Here is an 18,740-nt window from a genome sequence, read left to right on the forward strand (position 1 = left end):
AATGAAAACATTATTAAGCTTAAGTTTGCTTACACTCCCATTTTTTGTAGCACAGGTGAATGCTGAACCTGTTGCTTTGGCTGCCCAGACACAACCTGCTATGACAACAGTTAAAACGATTGTTCCGATCACTGCAAAAACTAAAGAGCAAGCTTTAGCTCAAGCTCAAGTCATTGCAAATACAGCGGATGCTGATTTAGCTGAGTTTCGTATCGATTTACTCAGTTTTGCAAGTGATACAAAACAAGTGATTGCATTAGGACATGAATTGAAAAAGATTTTAGGTCATAAGCCAATGATCGCCACCATTCGTACTAAAAATGAAGGTGGTCAGCTCGAAATTAGCGATGCTGATTATGCGAAGACTTATCAAGCTTATTTAAAAAATCCGTTCATGGACTGGTTAGATGTTGAAATGTTCCGTGATCAAAAAGTAGTTTCAGAAATTGTTCAAAAAGCACATCAAAAGAAAGTGCTGGTTGTTATGTCTAATCATGACTTCCAAAAAACACCAAGCCAAGATGAAATTGAAAAACGCTTGTTAAAACAAGATCAGATGGGTGCAGATATTCTCAAAATTGCGGTAATGCCGAAATCTAAACAAGACGTCTTCACTTTAATGAATGCCACTTTAAAAGTAAGTCAGCAAACCACTAAGCCATTATTGACAATGTCGATGGGGCAATTAGGTACGATTTCTCGTGTTGCGACTGCCAATATGGGCGGAAGTTATAGCTTTGGCATGATTGGTCAGGCTTCTGCGCCGGGTCAAATCGATGTGACTAAGCTCAAACAGATTTTAAAAACCGTTCAACCAACAAACCCATAAATCATAAGGATATGATGAAATGAATACATTACGTTTAACTACTCTTGCATTAGGTTTAATGGTTTCAGGAATAACCGCAGCACAAACTTATGTTGTTGATCGGTATCAAGATGATAGCAACAAAGGTTCTTTACGCTGGGCAATTGAGCAAGCTAATGCTAACCCAAGTGAAGCAAGTGATATTTTGATTCAGGCGGTAGGCAAAACACCTTATGCGATTAAATTAAATAGCGCACTTCCTGAAATTAAAGCACCTGTCAAAATTATTGGTACAGAGTGGGATAAAACTGGTGAATACATCGCAATTGATGGATCAAATTACATTAAAGGCGAAGGAGCAAAAGCATGCCCAGGTGCAAACCCTGAGCAGTATGGTACCAATGTTCGTACTATGACTTTACCGGGTTTTGTACTACGTGATGTCAATAACGTGACTTTAAAAGGATTAGATATCCATCGCTTCTGTATCGGGGTATTGGTTAATCGTTCAAGCAATAACCTTATTCAGCATAACCGTATTAGTAATAACTATGGTGGAGCTGGGGTCATGATCACGGGCGATGATGGTAAAGGCAATCCAACTGCAACCACGACTAATAACAACAAAGTTTTAGATAACATTTTCCAAGACAATGGTGATGGTTTAGAACTGACACGTGGTGCAGCATTTAACTTAATTGCGAATAACCATTTTGTTTCTACCAAAGTAAATCCAGAGCCATCACAAGGTATTGAAATCTTGTGGGGCAATGACAATGCTGTAGTTGGAAACAAGTTTGAAAATTATTCGGATGGCTTACAGATTAACTGGGGTAAGCGTAACTATATTGCCTACAACGAAATGACCAATAACTCGATTGGTTTTAACATGACGGGTGATGGCAATATTCTTGATAGCAATAAAGTGCATGGCAATCGTATTGGTGTTGCCATTCGCTCAGAAAAAGATGCAAATGCAAGAATTACATTGACTAAAAACCTGATTTGGGACAACGGTAAAGATATTAAACGCTGCGAAGCTGGTGGATCATGTGTGCCAAATCAGCGTTTAGGTGCAATTGTATTTGGTGTACCTGCACTTGAACATGAAGGTTTTGTTGGTTCACGTGGTGGCGGTGTAGTGATTGAGCCATCTAAGCTACAAAAAACTTGTACTCAACCAAATGAACAAGGCTGTAACTCTCAACCTAATCAGGGTATTAAAGCACCTAAGTTAACAGCAAATAATGGTTCAGTTAATATCGAAGTTAATGGTTTACCAAATCAGCGCTATCAAGTTGAGTTTTTTGGCAACCAAAAAGCGACTTCAAAAGAAGCTGAGCAATATTTAGGAACAATAACAGTTGCTACAGATACACAAGGCAACGCAAAAGCCAATTGGAAACCAAGTGTTAAAGTTGCATCAATTACAGCAAATGTAACAGATCACTTTGGCGCCACTTCAGAGCTTGGCTTTACACAAGTTAAATAACAACAAATAAAGCGCCTCAAACAGGGGCGCATTTAGAAAAGATAAAAGGATTTAAAATGCCAAATTTAATGAAACTGAGTGTGTTAACGATTGCTGTGATGGGTAGCCAATTTGCTCTTGCAAATGAACCTTGGTCACAAGACCGCCAATGGTTATTGGGTGACTGGAATGGTGAGCGTCAACAATTAGAGCAACAGGGTTATAAATTTACAGCTTCTATCATGAGCCAAGCTGCCACAAATTTAGATGGTGGGTATAACGACAGCAATACTTTTGAGAATGCTGCGCAGCTTTCTTTGGGTGCAACTTTCGATTTAGACAAAATTGCTGGATGGAAAGATACAACCGCGAGCTTAGTTGTTACTAAACGTGATGGTAATGCGCTTACTTTAGAGCGTATTAAAGACCCACGCTCTAGCCAACTTGGTAACGCTCAAGAGATTTATGGTCGTGGCAAAATCTGGCGTTTATCTCAAGCATGGATAAAAAAAGGCTTTGCTGATAATACCGTACAAGTCAAAGTTGGTCGTATGGGAATGTCAGAGGACTTCAATAGTTCTCAATGTGAGTTTCAGAACTTATTGCTTTGTGGTGGGCAGTTAGGAAAATCAATTGGTTCAATTTGGTATAACTCACCAGTTGGTGTTTGGGCTGCAAATGTTAAATATCAGTTTGCACCTGAATGGTCTTTAGGTGTTGGTGTTTATGAGGTCAATCCAGACAATATTAAAACCGAATCAAACAGTGATGGTTTTAATCTGGATATGAATAACGTCAAGGGCGCTACTATACCGGTTGAACTTGCATGGAAACCAAAACTTGCTGCTTTCAATGGTTTACCGGGTGAATATAAAGTAGGTGCACTTTACTCAACCGCAGAAGCAAATGATATTAAAACTGCAGGTAAAGTTCATGACGGAAAACAAAGCTTCTGGATTAATGCGCAGCAACAACTTAGCCATGCCGGCCAAGATCCGAAACGCGGTTTATATGTAAGTTTTAATGGCGTTGTAAATGATAAAGCAACGACCTTTGTACAAAGTACACAACAACTTGCACTTTGGTATAAGGGCCCATTTGACAGCCGACCAAATGATTCAATTGGTTTTGGTATTGCCAATTATGTCGTTAATGACCGTGCTAAAGATAAGCAGATCGCGACAAATGAAAGCCGCGGATACTATAGCTATGATCCGATCGCATCTAACTATATTCCAATTCAGGACGACGAACTAAACGTTGAATTGAACTATACCTATCAATGGTCTCCGGCCGTCATGCTGCGACCAAATATTCAATATATCCATCAACCTGCTGGTGTAAAAGAAGTTGATGATGCTTGGGTGGCGGGTTTGAGTGTAAAAGTTAATTTTTAACAATATTGATGGCTGGTTAGACATAGTTTAACTGGCCCAAATGCTTGAACTATTTGTGTTCAGTATATGTGGAGTAGGATCTATGTCTGAGTCAGATTCTAAGTTTCATATCTTATTCAAAATATGGTGTTTTATATTAGGCCTAGTTTTATTAGCTACCGGTGTTTTTTATATTGTAGGTGGTGGGAAGCTAGTATCTCTCGGTGGTTCTTGGTATTTCCTTATTTCAGGATTATTTATAACGGTTTCAGCAATTAGCATTTTCCGTAAAAAAGCACTGGGTGTTGGGATTTTTGCTGCTGTTTTTGTTGGTACGGTAATCTGGTCATTTGTTGATGCTGGCTGGGAATTTTGGCCGTTATTCTCACGCTTAATGTTTCCTGCTGGTCTTTTTGCTGCATTACTGTTTACCTTACCTTCAATTCGACGTTATCAATTCCAAAATGGATCGGCAGCTCCAGCGTATGGTGTTGCTGGTCTAGTTGTTGTAGGTATGTTGATTGCGCTCTATCAAATGTTCCAGCCGCACCCAACAGTAGCAAGTTCAGGTGAAAAGCTACCTTTGGTACCAGTTGACCCAGCTAAAAAGCAGGTGAATTGGGAAAATTATGGAAATGATACGGGTGGTAGCCGTTTTGTTGCTCTCGATCAAATTAACCGAGATAACGTTCATAAACTAAAAGAAGCATGGCGTTTTAGAACGGGTGATTTTACAACGGGTAGTGGTAATGGTGCTGAAGACCAAATGACCCCACTACAAGTTGGAAATAAAGTCTTTTTATGTACGCCACATAACAACATTTTTGCAATCGATGCTGATTCGGGCAAGCAACTCTGGAAAGCTGAAGTAAACTCTAAAGCCGATGCATGGGAACGTTGCCGTGGTGTTGCATACTTTGATTCGACTAAACCACTTGTTCAACCAACTTTGGCTGGTGCGAATGCAGTAACTACGGTTGCGACCAATACACCATGTCCACGCCGTATATATACCAATACTCCAGATGCTCGTTTAATTGCAGTGAATGCGGATACTGGGGAGCGCTGTGCAGACTTTGGTGTGAATGGAACAGTTAATCTACTCGAAGGCTTAGGCGATGGAACAAAAGCTCCACGTTTTGAAGTCACTTCTGCACCAACGATTGCAGGTACCACCATTGTGGTGGGTAGCCGTATTGCTGATAACGTAGCAGCGGATATGCCGGGTGGTGTTATCCGTGGTTATGATGTGATTACAGGTAAACTCCGCTGGGCATTTGACCCTCGTAATCCTGATCCTAATCATGTTCTAAAACCAGGTGAAACGTATAAACGTAGCTCGGCAAACTCTTGGGCTGCTATGTCTTATGACCCGCAAATGAATACAGTCTTTTTACCTATGGGTAGTTCATCTGTTGATATTTGGGGTGGTAACCGTAATCCATTAGACCACAAGTACAACACTTCAGTTTTAGCACTTGATGCAACAACTGGTAAAGAGAAGTGGGTATATCAAACTGTTCACAACGACTTATGGGACTTTGACTTACCAATGCAACCGAGTCTAGTCGACTTCCCATTAAAAGATGGTACGACGAAACCAGCTGTTGTGATTGGAACCAAGTCGGGACAATTCTTTGTTCTTGACCGAGTTACAGGCAAACCACTGACTAAAGTGATTGAACAGCCTGTTAAAGCTGCAAATATTCCGGGTGAACAATACAGTTTAACCCAACCTCGTTCTGTTGAAATGCCTCAAATTGGTAATCAGACTTTAACCGAGTCAGATATGTGGGGCGCAACGCCGTTTGACCAACTTATGTGTCGTATTAACTTTAAGTCAATGCGTTACGAAGGTCTATTCACTGCACCGGGTACTGATATTTCATTAAGTTTCCCAGGTTCTTTAGGTGGTATGAACTGGGGTAGTATTGCTTTCGATCCAACACATCGTTACATGTTTGTAAACGATATGCGTCTTGGTTTGTGGGTTCAACTTCTTAAACAAACCCCTGAAGATATTAAGATTCAGGCGAGTGGCGGTGAAAAAGTAAATACAGGTATGGGCGCGGTACCAATGAAAGGTACACCTTATAAAGTGAATAAAAACCGCTTTATGTCTGCTTTAAGTATTCCTTGTCAAAAACCACCATTTGGTACAATGACGGCAATTGACATGAAAACTCGTCAAGTTGCATGGCAAGTACCATTGGGTACAGTTGAAGACACGGGACCTATGGGTATTAAGATGGGCTTGAAAGCACCAATTGGAATGCCGACTATTGGTGGCCCAATGGCAACTCAGGGTGGTTTAGTATTCTTTGCTGCAACTCAAGATTACTATTTACGTGCTTTTGATTCTTCTACAGGTAAAGAACTTTGGAAGTCACGTATGCCTGTTGGTAGCCAAGGAACACCTATCAGCTATGTTTCGCCTAAAACAGGTAAACAGTATGTGGTTGTTTCTGCGGGAGGAGCACGTCAGTCTCCTGACCACGGTGATTATGTAATCGCATATAGCTTAGAGAAGTGATTAAAGAGGGCAAAAGGATAAATTTTCTTTTGCCCTTATTTTTTTATATCTTTTTTATATTAAGGTATTTGTGGAAATTCTATATTTTTAGTTGGATAGCTTTACCAAATAGTAAAAAAGTGCTTGAAGTTATTACTAAACTTAGAAAATTCTTATAAACGAATCGACACGAACACTAGTCATAGCCTAACTATTAAGCAATTTTTTATAATGTTTTAACTATAAATAAACTTTAAAAATTTATTAAGTTTTGTTTAACTTAAGATCGTGAATTTTAATTAAAAATAAACATTATTCAGTTTTTAATCATCAAAAACCAGTTTTTTTTGTTGGAAAAACGAGCGTAAATATATATTTATATTATATTTATATAATTTATTGCATTACGCTAGAATGATCGGCGCAGGTTATTACTACCCAGTAATAATTTGTATTTCAGGAATTTAAGCTTTAATTGGCTTAAGGCTCATCGAAAGATGGGCCTTTTTTTATGTGCATTCTATCCTAATTTTATAAAAATCTGAAAATAGCCTAAGCATTACTAAATAAAGAGACGAAAAATGAGTCTTTAATGACAATTTAGATATGATTTGTTAGATTAAAGCCACTTGATAATAATAGGTGATGTAATGAGATTTTTAGTTCTTGCAACTTTATCTGGTTTAGCTTTAATGGGTTGTGCTTCTGTTCAGCAAGCACCTAATACACAAGAAACAATTCGTTATGCTTCTAGTCCATGTTTTGGTGCATGTCCAATATACTCTGTAGAAGTAACACCTACTGGTTTAATTCGATTTGAAGGTAAACAATATACAAAAACACTTGGTGTTAAAGAAATCCAAGGTAGCGTAAAAGATTATCAAAAACTTGCCAGTGAATTAAAAACTTATCGTCCTCAAACAGGAACTCAATCAAAAACTGCGGGTTGCCAGCAAACTGCAACTGACATGTCTAGCTATTACATTACTTGGATTAAACCTAATGGCACGGAAACAAAATTAAGCCATTACACAGGTTGTATTTCTCCAGCAAACAACAGACTAAATAAAGTTATGGAAAAGTTACCTGAACAATTAGGCATCAAAGATTTAATCTAACGATAAAAGCCCCATAATTTGGGGCTTTTTCTTGTTAAGAATATTTATAGACTTAAGAGTTTTGTTTTAAGTATTTCTAAATAAAAAAGCGTATAATACATATTATAAAAACATATATTGTTTGGGTAAGTACATGTCAAATATTGTTTATGCCTTCTTAGGTGGTTTGCTACTGGGCATTGCAACAGTCGGTTATTTATATGTAAACGGTCGCATCGCTGGAATTAGTGGTTTGCTTGCTCAAATCATTAATCCATCTAAAGATATCTTTAAAGGCTCCGCATTCTGGTTTGTTGCTGGATTAATTATTACGCCCTTTATTTATGGCTATTTTTTTCAACCCGAAATTGAAATTAAAGCGAATATGTTTGCTCTTATTTTAGCAGGTTTATTGGTTGGTTTTGGTACTCGGCTTGGATCAGGTTGTACAAGTGGTCATGGTATTTGTGGGATGAGCAGATTGTCAAAACGCTCCATGATAGCAACAGGAGTTTTTATGTTCGCTGGCATGTTAACTGTTTATATCGTTCGTCATGTTTTGGGGTAATGTCATGAAAAACATTTTGGCTTTTATATTTGGTAGTTTGTTCTCGTTAGGTTTAATGATTTCTGGCATGTCTAATCCTGAAAAAGTATTAGGTTTTTTAGATATCTTTGGGCAGTGGGATATTAGCTTAATGTTTGTGATGTTAGGTGCGATTGCCGTGGCATTTATTCCATTTCAAAAGGCTATAAAAAGTCCTAAAACAATCTTTAATGAACAAATTCAATTACCAATGAATACACAGATTGACCAAAGGCTAATTGCTGGTGCTTTTATTTTCGGGATAGGCTGGGGAATAGCTGGAATATGTCCAGCGCCAGCTTTAACACTTATCGGATTAGGACATTTTGAAGCGCTTTATTTTATTGTCGCAATGTTATTAGGAATGTTTATTTACCGAGTTTTAAATAAAGGAAATTAAACTTATGCAACAACCTCTAGTAAAAGATTTTTTTGATGAAAACACCAATACTTTTAGCTATGTTGTTGCAGATTTAGCGACTCGTCAATGCGCGATTATTGATAGTGTGCTTGACTACGACGCGGCTTCAGCAACTACAAAAACAACCAACGCTGATTTAATTATCGATTATGTTTTGGCTCAGAACTTTAAAGTACAATGGATTTTAGAAACCCATGTACATGCGGATCACATGACCGCGGCTCAATATTTAAAGTCTCAATTGGGTGGTACAATTGCGATTAGTCAAAAGATTTCAATTGTCCAAGAAACATTTTCTGCTATTTATAATTTTGATTTTAAGAAATTCAATGAAAATCAGCCTTTTGATTATTTATTTGAAGATCATGAATATTTCAAAATAGGAGAGTTAGATGCCTATAACATTCCTACACCTGGGCATACACCCGCTTGCTTAAGCTATGTGATGGGTGATGCTGTTTTTGTAGGTGATACTTTATTTATGCCTGATTATGGCTCAGCGAGATGCGATTTTCTTATTACCTCCTTATAAAAATATACAAACAAATAAATATTCATAATTTTTGTACAAAAAGTAACCATAATTCTTTTGTTAATACCTCTATCTACAATATACAATTAGTTTTACTTGCAAAAAGTAGGTAAGTAAAATGGAAATAATTAAAATAAATGCAACAATAAAACTTAATAATGAATTGTTTATTATGCCTATTTTAATTGATGAAAAATTTAATTTAATAATTCCAGTATTTGAATATTCGTTGTATCTGCATAATATCGATAAAAGTGAATCAACTATTAAAAATTTTGTTAAAGCAGCTGAATTATTATACTTGTATATTAATGTTGCAAAAAATAAATATGAGAATTTACAAAATTTATTTGAATCATTTGTACAAATTCTATATTCAGGAACTATTGATGAAAATTTAGATGATCCCTTATTGTTATATTGGTTTCCTTTATCAAGAAATGTGGCAAGCATATATTTGCAATCACTTAATGGTTTTGGAGATTGGATAGTTGAAAAATATGGATTTGATCAGCTAAATCCGATTAAAAAAATAATAAATAATAATGATGTAAGAAAAATAGCTGCTTTATTTCACTATAATAAAAATTCTTTTTTAGGACATCTGAAACATCCTAATCATGATTTGAATAATTTAGCTGCAAGAACAATTATGGGTAAACCAAATATTTTAACAACAAATACAAATGTAATAGAATTTCCAGATGAAAAATTTAATCAACTTTTAATAGATGGAGTGGGAAAATGTAAGAATATAAATGTTAAATTAAGGGATACATTAATTTTACTTTTACTACATGGTGCGGGGTTAAGAGAATCAGAAGCACTACATTTGTGGATTCATGACGTAAAAATAGTAGAAGAAAATATACAAAATAATACAATCAATCAAAATAAATTAGTAGCCAAAATAAAAATTTTTCATCCAGAAGAAGGCCGAGCTCCAAATGGATGGAAAAGTATAGATGGATTTAATACGCGAAAGCATTATCTACGTGAAAAATATAATTTAAAACCAAGAAATACACTACATGGAAAAGATAGAGTAGGATTTAAAACGAGAGCTTTTAGAAATAAAGGTAATTATTTCGATATATATTTCTTCCCTTGGTTTTATGGAGAGATGTTTGCTGAAATTTGGAAGATATATTTAATTTCCAGAGCAAATATTGATGACACTCATCCATATGCTTTTGTAAACTTTGAAGAAGGGAATTTAGGCAAACCATATAAGTTATCAACTTTTAATAATAACTATAAAAAATATTTAAAAAGAATTGGGCTCAATCAAAGTTATGAAGAAGGATATTGTCCTCATGCACATAGGCATAGTTATGCAAAACGCTTGCGTAGATATAACATAGATAATGAAACAATTCGTATAACTATGCATCACTCCTCTCTCATTTCACAAGAAATGTATACGCAACCAACAAGTATTGAAATTACAAAAATTCTGAATGATTTATCAGCAAAATAGGTACGTATATGTTTATAGAGTATTATTTGAAATTTGATTCATGGTTTGCTGAAGAAGACGCAAAGGAATGGTTGGAATGGAAAAGTTATTGTGAAAAGTGGTGCGAATATAGAAGTAAAAAACAAAGTTATGATGAAATAATAGTAGAAATAAAGTCATTAAAAAAATTCTTTATATTTTATCTAAATGGTAAAAGAAAACTAAATTCTTTAGATAAATTTATAGAAGAAATTAATAAAAATAATGACAATATTGCTATATTAGAAAATACTCTTAAAAGAAACAATCAAAAAAAAACTTTAGTTAAGAAAGATATATATGTAATTGCAAACTTTGTCGATTATGTTTTTTATATTTCTAATTATAGAATATCAAAAAAATTAAAAAATCCATATTTATATATTTATTGCGAACCACATGCACGAATACATGATGTGGTAGATATACTTGAAATTGATAGTAAATGGAATCATTGGGTTGAGTATATAAATAAATTTATAAAATTAAATAATTTGGAACCTAAAATATATTTTAAAATTTTCATAGTCTTTTTGAAAGAAGATGAGAATTATTCTAATCTGAATTTTTTCTTTTCCAGAGAGAACAATAGTTTTAAATATAATTTAATAAAATTCTTGAATAATTTCCTTAATGAAAAAATTAGTGCTACTAAAAATAATATTTATAACTTTCTAGAGTTTGTATTAATAAATCGATATGGAGGTAGAACAGAATCTAATATAAATCCCTTGCTGGATTATCGTGATAGCAACCTACAATGGATAGTAGAGGTTCATGGAGATGAATGGAAAGAGTGGGTAGAGTATGCAGGTGAATGGTTTGAAAATTATATGATTTATGATCATGCTGCGACAAAAAGATCTGCTTTGAAGTACTTCTTTAATATTATTACTAATTATAAACATCTTTCAGATCCAAAAAAATTTTTTAGAGAAGGGTCAAATTATATTTCTAATAAAATTTATAAAGAATATCTAATATTACATTGTAATATTCAAACTGATAACGTTCTTAGAAGATTTGAATTTGTAGTAACTAGGCTATGTGATTTTATCTTAGCAAAAATTTATGGAGATAGTACTAATTTAATTAATCCATTTGAAAGTTGTAGTTTGAAGAGTAATCAGAATAATACTTTAGAGAGTTTTTATTGTGAAGAGAGAATTTCTAAAGAGTGGTTTGAGGTAGTAGGAAAATATAATAAAGTTATAGAATATAAGAAAACTAAAAAAAGAATAAATAAAGCACAAGCAAATTTATTTAATTTTTTATTAGCTAAAAATATGGATGTTGAATATATAACAATTAAAGATGTTTTGTTAAGAAAAGATTTATTAGAAAAATTTCAAGAATATTTGATTGACAATGGTTATAGTAATTCAATGGTAATTTCCTTTTTGGCACACATAAGAGACTTTTTTGATTTTATTATTGATAATAACAAAAAGTTCAATACAGATAAAATTTTAAATCCATTTAAAATTTATAAGCAAAAACATTCTTTAACTATTTTTGATAAATTTATTTATGAAAATGGTAGTGAGTGGACAAATTGGTGTAATTTAGCTAAAGAATGGATAAATTCTAATTCTGATTTATATAGGAGAACTTATTTTAAAGAAACCCCTATATTTATTTTTTTTAATGAAGTTTTAAAACAAAATGGAACTGAATACAGTAAAGTAGAATTGTTTTTTATAAAAACTAAAACTGAAAATAACTATCTAGATTTAATAAAAAATTCTTTGATAAGAAAAGGGCATAAGGCAGTTGATGCTGGAATAATGATTCAATCATTGAAGTATTTTACAACATGGGTTTTACAAGAAAAATTAAAAAATTTGTTTTATAAAGGAGTACTTAATCCATTAGGAAATAAAAGGAGAGAACTGATATATATAGCTTCAGATCGAAGTCTTGATTGGATTGAAAAATTATATGGCCCAATTTGGTTGCAATGGATAAATTACTGTAAATTATGGTTACATTCATATATTAAAATATCAGAAAGACAGCTTACTGCAATTAGATTTTTATTTGAGAAATTTCTAATATTTGATGCAAGTAGAGCAAATGTGATTAATTTTTTTATTTTATATAATAGTGATATTAAAAATAATTTATTGGAATATTTTAAAACTGGAAGTAAAAAGCATGAAGTTGTTTTAATTAATTATATATATAAATTTTTTGATTATATTTTTAAGAAAATTCTACCAGAATTAGATCATATTGGTTTGAATAATCCATTAACTAAAATTAACACTATTCAAAACTATGGGAAAACTACTGATATTGAAATAAAGTGGTTTACTAAAAAGTACGGAATTTTTTATACAGACTGGATATCATTAGCAAGTGCATGGTTGAAAATTCAGGTTACAAATGTTGCTTTAAAATTAAAAGCCGTTATTTTATTTTTAGAAGGATTTTTAATTAAATTAGATGATAAATTTTCTGATGTTGAGAATTTTTTTAAATTAAGTGAAAGTTTCACTACAGATGATCTTATTCTTTCTTTGGAAGAGTTTAGCGATGCAAAAGATTTTTCGGAAGAAATATCGGTAATCGTTAATTTTTTAGGTTGGGTAATAAATAAAAGATATTATTATAAGAATGCTTTCGGTGTAGATATACCTATTTATACTGTCCCTTTTAAAAGAGTTTTGTCAAAAAGAATTAGAAATTTAGAATCAGTTTACTCTGCTTTACCATATCAATATATTTCGAGATTAAAAAAAATCTTATGCCCACAAATTAGAGGCAATTTTTCTGACTGGAAATGGGCAATATCTTATTGTGACGTAAATTTATTTTCTTCTGTATGGTTTGAGGTTTCAGAGAAAACTATTGATAAAAGTGATCCTGATTGTGTGTGGATTCAAACTGATAAAAAATTTTTTATGTGGTCTCCTGTTGCAGCCGTAGCACTATGGGTAAAATTGAATCTTCCATTACGCACATTTCAAGTAAGAATGCTAGATAGTGGGGAAGCTGATGAATGGAGATACGTTAAGGGACAATGGGATCTCAATCACAATCCTCTGATAATTAAAAAAAGAAATCGAGGAGTATTTAGAAGACAATATGATAGCGAAATAAAAAAATGGGTTACGTCAATTTATATATCTACTAACAAAACTGCAGATACATTTAATGATACTAAAGAATTAGGTTACACAATTCAATGGAATAATATTGATGTTTTATATTGGTTGGAAAAATTACGAAACTGGCAGGAAAAATATAACCCATTAAATACAATAACAGATTGTAGTTTATTTGAACCCAAACATTTGGAACGTCTAATATCTAGTTATCAATTGAATAAATTAGGAAAAATATGTTTTCTTTTTAGAAACGCAGCTGCGAAGAATTTAACTGAAAAAGATAAGCCAATTTCAGATTATTCTGTCAATAGGATTTGGTTTTTCTTACTAGAAAATTTGGAAGAACAATTAAAAAAGGAAAATGATGAACTATTTGTAAATTCCAGTACTTATTTTTTAAAATCAAGATCTAGAACAACGACTAATTTTCCGTTGCATTGTTTAAGGGTTTCATTATTAACAATTTATTCAGAGTATAGTGGCTTACCACTAGAATTTATTTCTAAATATATTGCTGGTCATAGCCGTTTAATTATGACTTTACATTATATAAAACCTTCAAATACCAAAATTACTGAGCATCTAAACAAATCTTACATTGAGGCTCAGTCAAAATCTCATGATGATATACGAGTATTTTTTAGAGACCAACAAATTGATAATATAGAAAATTTTACTTCTTATAATGATCTTAATACTATAAAGGAGGCTTTAAAAAATAAAAATATTGTTACTTGGCAACCGAGATATTATGGTTTATGTCTCGCTTCAGCTAACTCATTTGAAAATTTAGAGAATGAAAGTTTAGCAAATGGATGTATGAATGGTGGTGAAAAAATTATAGGCGAAAAGAATGGAAAAATTTTAGGTTATAAACCCGTACCCCATCATAAAGAAAACTGTGTGAGGTGTAGGTGGTTCATAACTGACGCAAGATATCTATCGGCTCTTGTTGCTCACTTTAATTTTTTAAGTTATAAGACTTTTAACTGTGCAGAAAACTCCCGAAAATATGATGAAGAAATAAATAAACTTGAATCAAAATTATATCAGTATGAACAAGATAATAATAATGATATCTCCAAAAAAATTAATCAATTATATTCTCTTAAAAAAAGAGAACTTATTGAAATGGATGAGTATGCTAAAGATTCTTTTTCTACCCTATATATAATAAAAAGTATAATTGATATAGAATCTAAAAAAGATGGTAATAAATCTAATATCTTGGCTTTGGGTGAAATTTCAGATTTATCTTTAGCTTTTGAAGAAACAAATTCTGAATTGTTACATTTACTTTTATTGTGCAGTGATGGTAATGTTTATCCTGAAATTAGAAATGAGATATATAAAACTCCCGCTATTGAGAAATTAATTCTACATTTTAGTAAATTTTTGATCTCTTCAAAAAAGGATCCCTTTTTACTTTATCTTGATAAAGATGAACAGTTTATTGCTATTAACTCTTTGATCCGAAGTTTTAATGAGCAAAATGGATTAATTGCAGATAAATTTACAAACTTAAAAAAACTTTTAAGTATGTTCAATTTAGATTGTAATGATGAACAAAAAGAAGCTATTTCACTTATTGAATATATCAATACTAAAAAAAAGGATTAATGATTAAATGACTGATAATATTGAAGAATTCTTGGAGGAGTTGAAGGTGGATAAGCATAGCCGTGTTCAAAAATCTCTAGATAGGCTTAATTCTATTCTTAATGAGCATTATTTATCTGGTTCTACGGACTTTTCTATTGCGACTATCTGCAGAATAACAAATAAAAAAAATTTTTTAAGTGAAAGTAGTATTAGAAACTCAACTGGTATTGTTTATCAATTATTGATTAATAAGTGGAAAGAAAAAGTTGGTAAAGATAAAAATATCATAAAGAATAAAAAATATCATTTGGGTCCTTACGAAAAAATTATTAGAGATAAAATACATGATCAAGCTGTACAGTTAGTTTTATTACAACTTCTTGTTGAAAAAAATAATTTAGAAAGAAAGTTAAAAGTATTTACGGACAAAGTGGATGGGCGACCAAGATATATGGTGGATATACGAAAAATCAACAAACAAGTTGAGTTGTCTAATGACCTAAAACTTACATTTTCAGTTCAAGAAGTTGATGCTTTGAAAGATGCTATAAATAATGAAACAAATTTAATCAGAAAATATTGGTATATAGATGAGTCTGGTCTAGTCAAGGATTTAAATGGCGAGCAAATATATAAATCTGGATATATTTTGGCTTTGAAAAAATTGTTAGACTTTTTAAGTCATACTTAGAACTAGCCCTAAATATTTAATTTTTTATAAACAACGTTGATAAAATTCAATTTTGCAACAATCTATCAGTTATTAAGCTATATGGACTGCTATCCATTAATATTGTAGCTACAGACAACTTCACTTTGAAGTTGCTTGGTAATCCTCTAAAAATAATAGAGACTAATAGTAGAATTTTCTCTTAAGATAGAAGCAGGAGATTCTTCATAAAAACATCTAAATTTACTGACAGTCAGATCATGCTTATTTTGAAACAGGCAGAGTCTGGTACACCTGTTGCTAGCCTTTGCCGTGAACATGGCATGAGTAATGGGACTTTCTACAAGTGGCATGCCAAATATGGCAGTATGGATGCTCATTAATTGTTCGATTGGGAGAACTTGAAGCAGAAGATGCTAGGCTAAAAAAGATGTATGCAGAAGAACGGCTAAAAGCCGAAATCATTCAGGAAGCCATATCAAAAAAAGTGGTAAAGCCATCTTGTTGTCGTCAGATTGCGCAACAAGCCATTATCGATCATGCCGTCAGCATTCGGTTGGTCTGCAAAGTATTTAGTATTAGTGAAACCTGCTATCGTTATCAGGCTAAACTAAGTGATGACAATGCACTTATTACGTAACAGCTCATTCAACTCATCGAGGAAAACACTGATTGGGGCTTTGGGGTAAGCTTATCTTATATACGCCATGTTGAAAATTATGGTTGGAATCATATGCGTGTTTACCGCATTTACTGTGAGCTTGCACTGAATCTGCGTATAAGCCAAGAAGAAGAAGACTGAGAAAGCATGCACCAGAACCACTGAAAGAACCAATCCGTGCGAATCAAGTCTGGTCACTGGATTTTATGCATGATCAGCTGATCGATGGTCGAAATTTTCTTCTATTGAATGTAATTGATGATTAACGTCGCGAAGGTCTAGCCATTGAAGCAGGTTTCTCATTATTCGATGCGACAATGGCCCAGAATTTATCAGTCATGAATTTATACATTGGGCAAATGAACGTGATATTCGTATTGAATATATTCAACCAGGAAAACCACAGCAGAATGCGTATATTGAACGTTATAATCGAACAGCAGACTATATTGGTTGGGGAAACATTTGTTTGACACGTTGGGTAAAGTACAAAATTCTGCAACAGAATGGCTGTGGTTCTATAACCATGAGCGACCACATCAAGCCAACGGAGGCAAACCACCTTTGATGGCTGTTTAACCTCTACTTTTAACTTCAGTTATTTATGGGAAGATTACCGCTTTAAGCACATCTGTCAAGATTTATAATATGGGTTTAACCAGCCTAGAATAGACTGTCAGTGAATGTTGTGCTGACTTTGGAGAGATAAGGGCGATAGTCAAGAATTTTGACTAAAGTATTCTTTATATTAGCTTATGATTAGGGCTATACTTTTCATGTAAATACCCCCTCTGAATAGACTTAACTATGGTAAATTTTACTTTCAAGTAACCGATATTTTAACTCTGTAATCTTAATCAACCACAAATAGAGAATGCAATTTAGCTAGTTAAGATCTATAGTAAAAAGAGCGTAATCAAATTGATTAATGATTCTTGGAGTTTTAATGGGTAAGATATATGACTACTTTAATGACTGATGAAGAGTTTGAGAAATTTGAAGCAAATAGAGATATTGGAGCTGAAATTTTACAAGGTATAGAAGATATGCTTAATAACAATGCAGCTAAAATAACTATAGTAACTGAAATTGATGTTGACTTAACTCTTAAAAATAGACTTAATGAATAACATGAAAGTTTTATTTATCTTTAAACGTCTTTTTAGACTGTAAAGTAAAATTGAAAATAGAGAAATTCGTACCAGTAGATCATGTCAGCTTTATATAGACTTTAAGTAATGATTAGGCCATTAAACATATTTTTAAGTGAGTAATCCAAAAGCATAAAGATGAACTTCAAAACCTTTCTTATAAGTAAAATTATATGTTTATTTTAAGTAGCTAATTCCTTCAATAAGTCATTGAGAACGTTAATCTTCGATTGAATTTCGACTTCCAATTGCTTTCTCTTAAAAATTAAATGATCTAACTTATCATAAATTAATGGAAACTCCACTAAGTATGTATTTAGTACAGAAAGTTCAATTTTATTTCTTGTGAAATCATCTGTGAGAGTTTCTATTGCTTTGCAGATCTTTCTATAGGCTTCATTAAGATTGCACGAGTTAGACGGATCTTTAAATTGAAAAATAGATGTATATCTAAAAGGAACTGTAGATCGATCAACAAAAAAATATTCAGCTTCAAGAGTATTTCTAAAGTAAAAGTAAGCGAGATTAAAATTAACTTCGTTATCAGAACGTTTCCTTTTTTCTACAAAAGCATCCCAAATTGATTTAAAGTCTTGATCTATAAATCTATTCTCCTTTATAAAACTTAAAAAAATTATCTCAAGTACTTGTTTTCTATCCATAACTATTAGCCTTAATACTATTTATCTCATTTTGGGATAATTTTGGCTTTAGTACAAATTTGATCAAGTTGGCTTTCTGCTGAACGATGAAAACCTTTGAGTTTAAGCTGTTCTAACTTAACTTTGACAGATTGTTTAAGCATGTTTAGTTGTCTCTGAATTCTGTAAATAATAATTAATGCCTCGAATATTTTGATGCGGTGTTAATATGCGAGACATCATATCTGGAGCTTGTGGTATGAAATAAGCATTATTTGAAATAATGCCTTCTAGTCACTTTAGGATGAAAATTTTTCGCTCCATGGCAAAAAGAATGGATGGGGATTATAATCCTCTAATAAGTAGTCCTCAACTAGCAATATTCCTGATATTTGAACAAATGAAATCGCATGTGAATTTTATAAATAGTAGTTGGTCAGTTAATACACAATGGTAGGTTCAGAAAAGAAATTAGTAAGAAAAAATTAGCTTCAATCTATGATATAAGCCGTAGCTATCATTAGGACGAAATGAAAGAGGTGAAGCTTATATCATCATAGAAAAGCTATATGATCTTATTACTGCTTAAAAAATGGATGCT

At 32.7% G+C, this 18,740-nt stretch carries 12 protein-coding genes and 2 pseudogenes; 13 read left to right on the forward strand and 1 reads right to left on the reverse strand.

Annotated features, from left to right (window positions below):
- Position 1: 1 nt before the first annotated feature.
- The 13 genes and pseudogenes from aroD to I8T81_RS08395 all read left to right on the forward strand — a co-directional run bounded on the left by aroD (position 2) and on the right by I8T81_RS08395 (position 17,477).
- The gene (aroD, locus tag I8T81_RS08335) at positions 2-829 is read left to right on the forward strand and encodes a type I 3-dehydroquinate dehydratase (protein WP_081400429.1); all 828 of its coding nucleotides are present in this window, start codon (positions 2-4) and stop codon (positions 827-829) included.
- A 19-nt stretch (positions 830-848) separates the two neighbouring features.
- Positions 849-2,300 (forward strand): NosD domain-containing protein, encoded by a 1,452-nt coding sequence (locus I8T81_RS08340; RefSeq protein ID WP_198072563.1) that lies wholly within the window; start codon positions 849-851, stop codon positions 2,298-2,300.
- 56 nt (positions 2,301-2,356) lie between these two features.
- A complete protein-coding gene (locus tag I8T81_RS08345; protein WP_198072564.1) occupies positions 2,357-3,676 on the forward strand; it encodes a carbohydrate porin in 1,320 nt (439 codons plus the stop codon).
- 82 nt (positions 3,677-3,758) lie between these two features.
- Positions 3,759-6,188: a glucose/quinate/shikimate family membrane-bound PQQ-dependent dehydrogenase gene (locus I8T81_RS08350; RefSeq protein ID WP_198072565.1), complete on the forward strand. Its 2,430-nt coding sequence runs from the start codon at positions 3,759-3,761 to the stop codon at positions 6,186-6,188.
- A 629-nt stretch (positions 6,189-6,817) separates the two neighbouring features.
- Complete coding sequence (locus I8T81_RS08355) at positions 6,818-7,285, forward strand: DUF6438 domain-containing protein (RefSeq protein WP_004701369.1); 468 nt, start codon at positions 6,818-6,820, stop codon at positions 7,283-7,285.
- 133 nt (positions 7,286-7,418) lie between these two features.
- Positions 7,419-7,832 carry a YeeE/YedE family protein gene (locus I8T81_RS08360; protein WP_151742522.1) on the forward strand — a complete coding sequence of 138 codons (414 nt, stop codon included), beginning with the start codon at positions 7,419-7,421 and terminating at the stop codon, positions 7,830-7,832.
- Between the two features lie 4 nt (positions 7,833-7,836).
- Positions 7,837-8,250, forward strand: a complete 414-nt coding sequence (locus tag I8T81_RS08365) for a DUF6691 family protein (RefSeq protein WP_039252260.1) — start codon at positions 7,837-7,839, stop codon at positions 8,248-8,250.
- 4 nt (positions 8,251-8,254) lie between these two features.
- Positions 8,255-8,785, forward strand: a pseudogene (locus I8T81_RS08370) (MBL fold metallo-hydrolase); the annotation flags it as partial.
- A 136-nt stretch (positions 8,786-8,921) separates the two neighbouring features.
- Positions 8,922-10,283, forward strand: coding sequence for a gamma-mobile-trio recombinase GmtY (gene gmtY, locus I8T81_RS08375; protein ID WP_198072566.1), 1,362 nt, complete (start codon positions 8,922-8,924; stop codon positions 10,281-10,283).
- An 8-nt stretch (positions 10,284-10,291) separates the two neighbouring features.
- Positions 10,292-15,034, forward strand: coding sequence for a gamma-mobile-trio integrase GmtZ (gene gmtZ / locus I8T81_RS08380; protein ID WP_198072567.1), 4,743 nt, complete (start codon positions 10,292-10,294; stop codon positions 15,032-15,034).
- A gap of 7 nt (positions 15,035-15,041) precedes the next feature.
- Positions 15,042-15,707 carry a gamma-mobile-trio protein GmtX gene (gmtX, locus tag I8T81_RS08385; protein WP_198072568.1) on the forward strand — a complete coding sequence of 222 codons (666 nt, stop codon included), beginning with the start codon at positions 15,042-15,044 and terminating at the stop codon, positions 15,705-15,707.
- A gap of 206 nt (positions 15,708-15,913) precedes the next feature.
- Positions 15,914-16,926 (forward strand): annotated as a pseudogene (locus I8T81_RS08390) (integrase core domain-containing protein).
- A gap of 380 nt (positions 16,927-17,306) precedes the next feature.
- Complete coding sequence (locus tag I8T81_RS08395; protein WP_227602157.1) at positions 17,307-17,477, forward strand: hypothetical protein; 171 nt, start codon at positions 17,307-17,309, stop codon at positions 17,475-17,477.
- A 203-nt stretch (positions 17,478-17,680) separates the two neighbouring features.
- Here the strand turns inward: I8T81_RS08395 and I8T81_RS08400 are convergent, their stop codons facing one another.
- A complete protein-coding gene (locus I8T81_RS08400) occupies positions 17,681-18,160 on the reverse strand; it encodes a hypothetical protein (RefSeq protein ID WP_198072569.1) in 480 nt (159 codons plus the stop codon).
- Between the last annotated feature and the right edge of the window lie 580 nt (positions 18,161-18,740).

This window comes from Acinetobacter seifertii (assembly GCF_016064815.1).
In the GTDB taxonomy this organism is placed as follows: domain Bacteria; phylum Pseudomonadota; class Gammaproteobacteria; order Pseudomonadales; family Moraxellaceae; genus Acinetobacter; species Acinetobacter seifertii.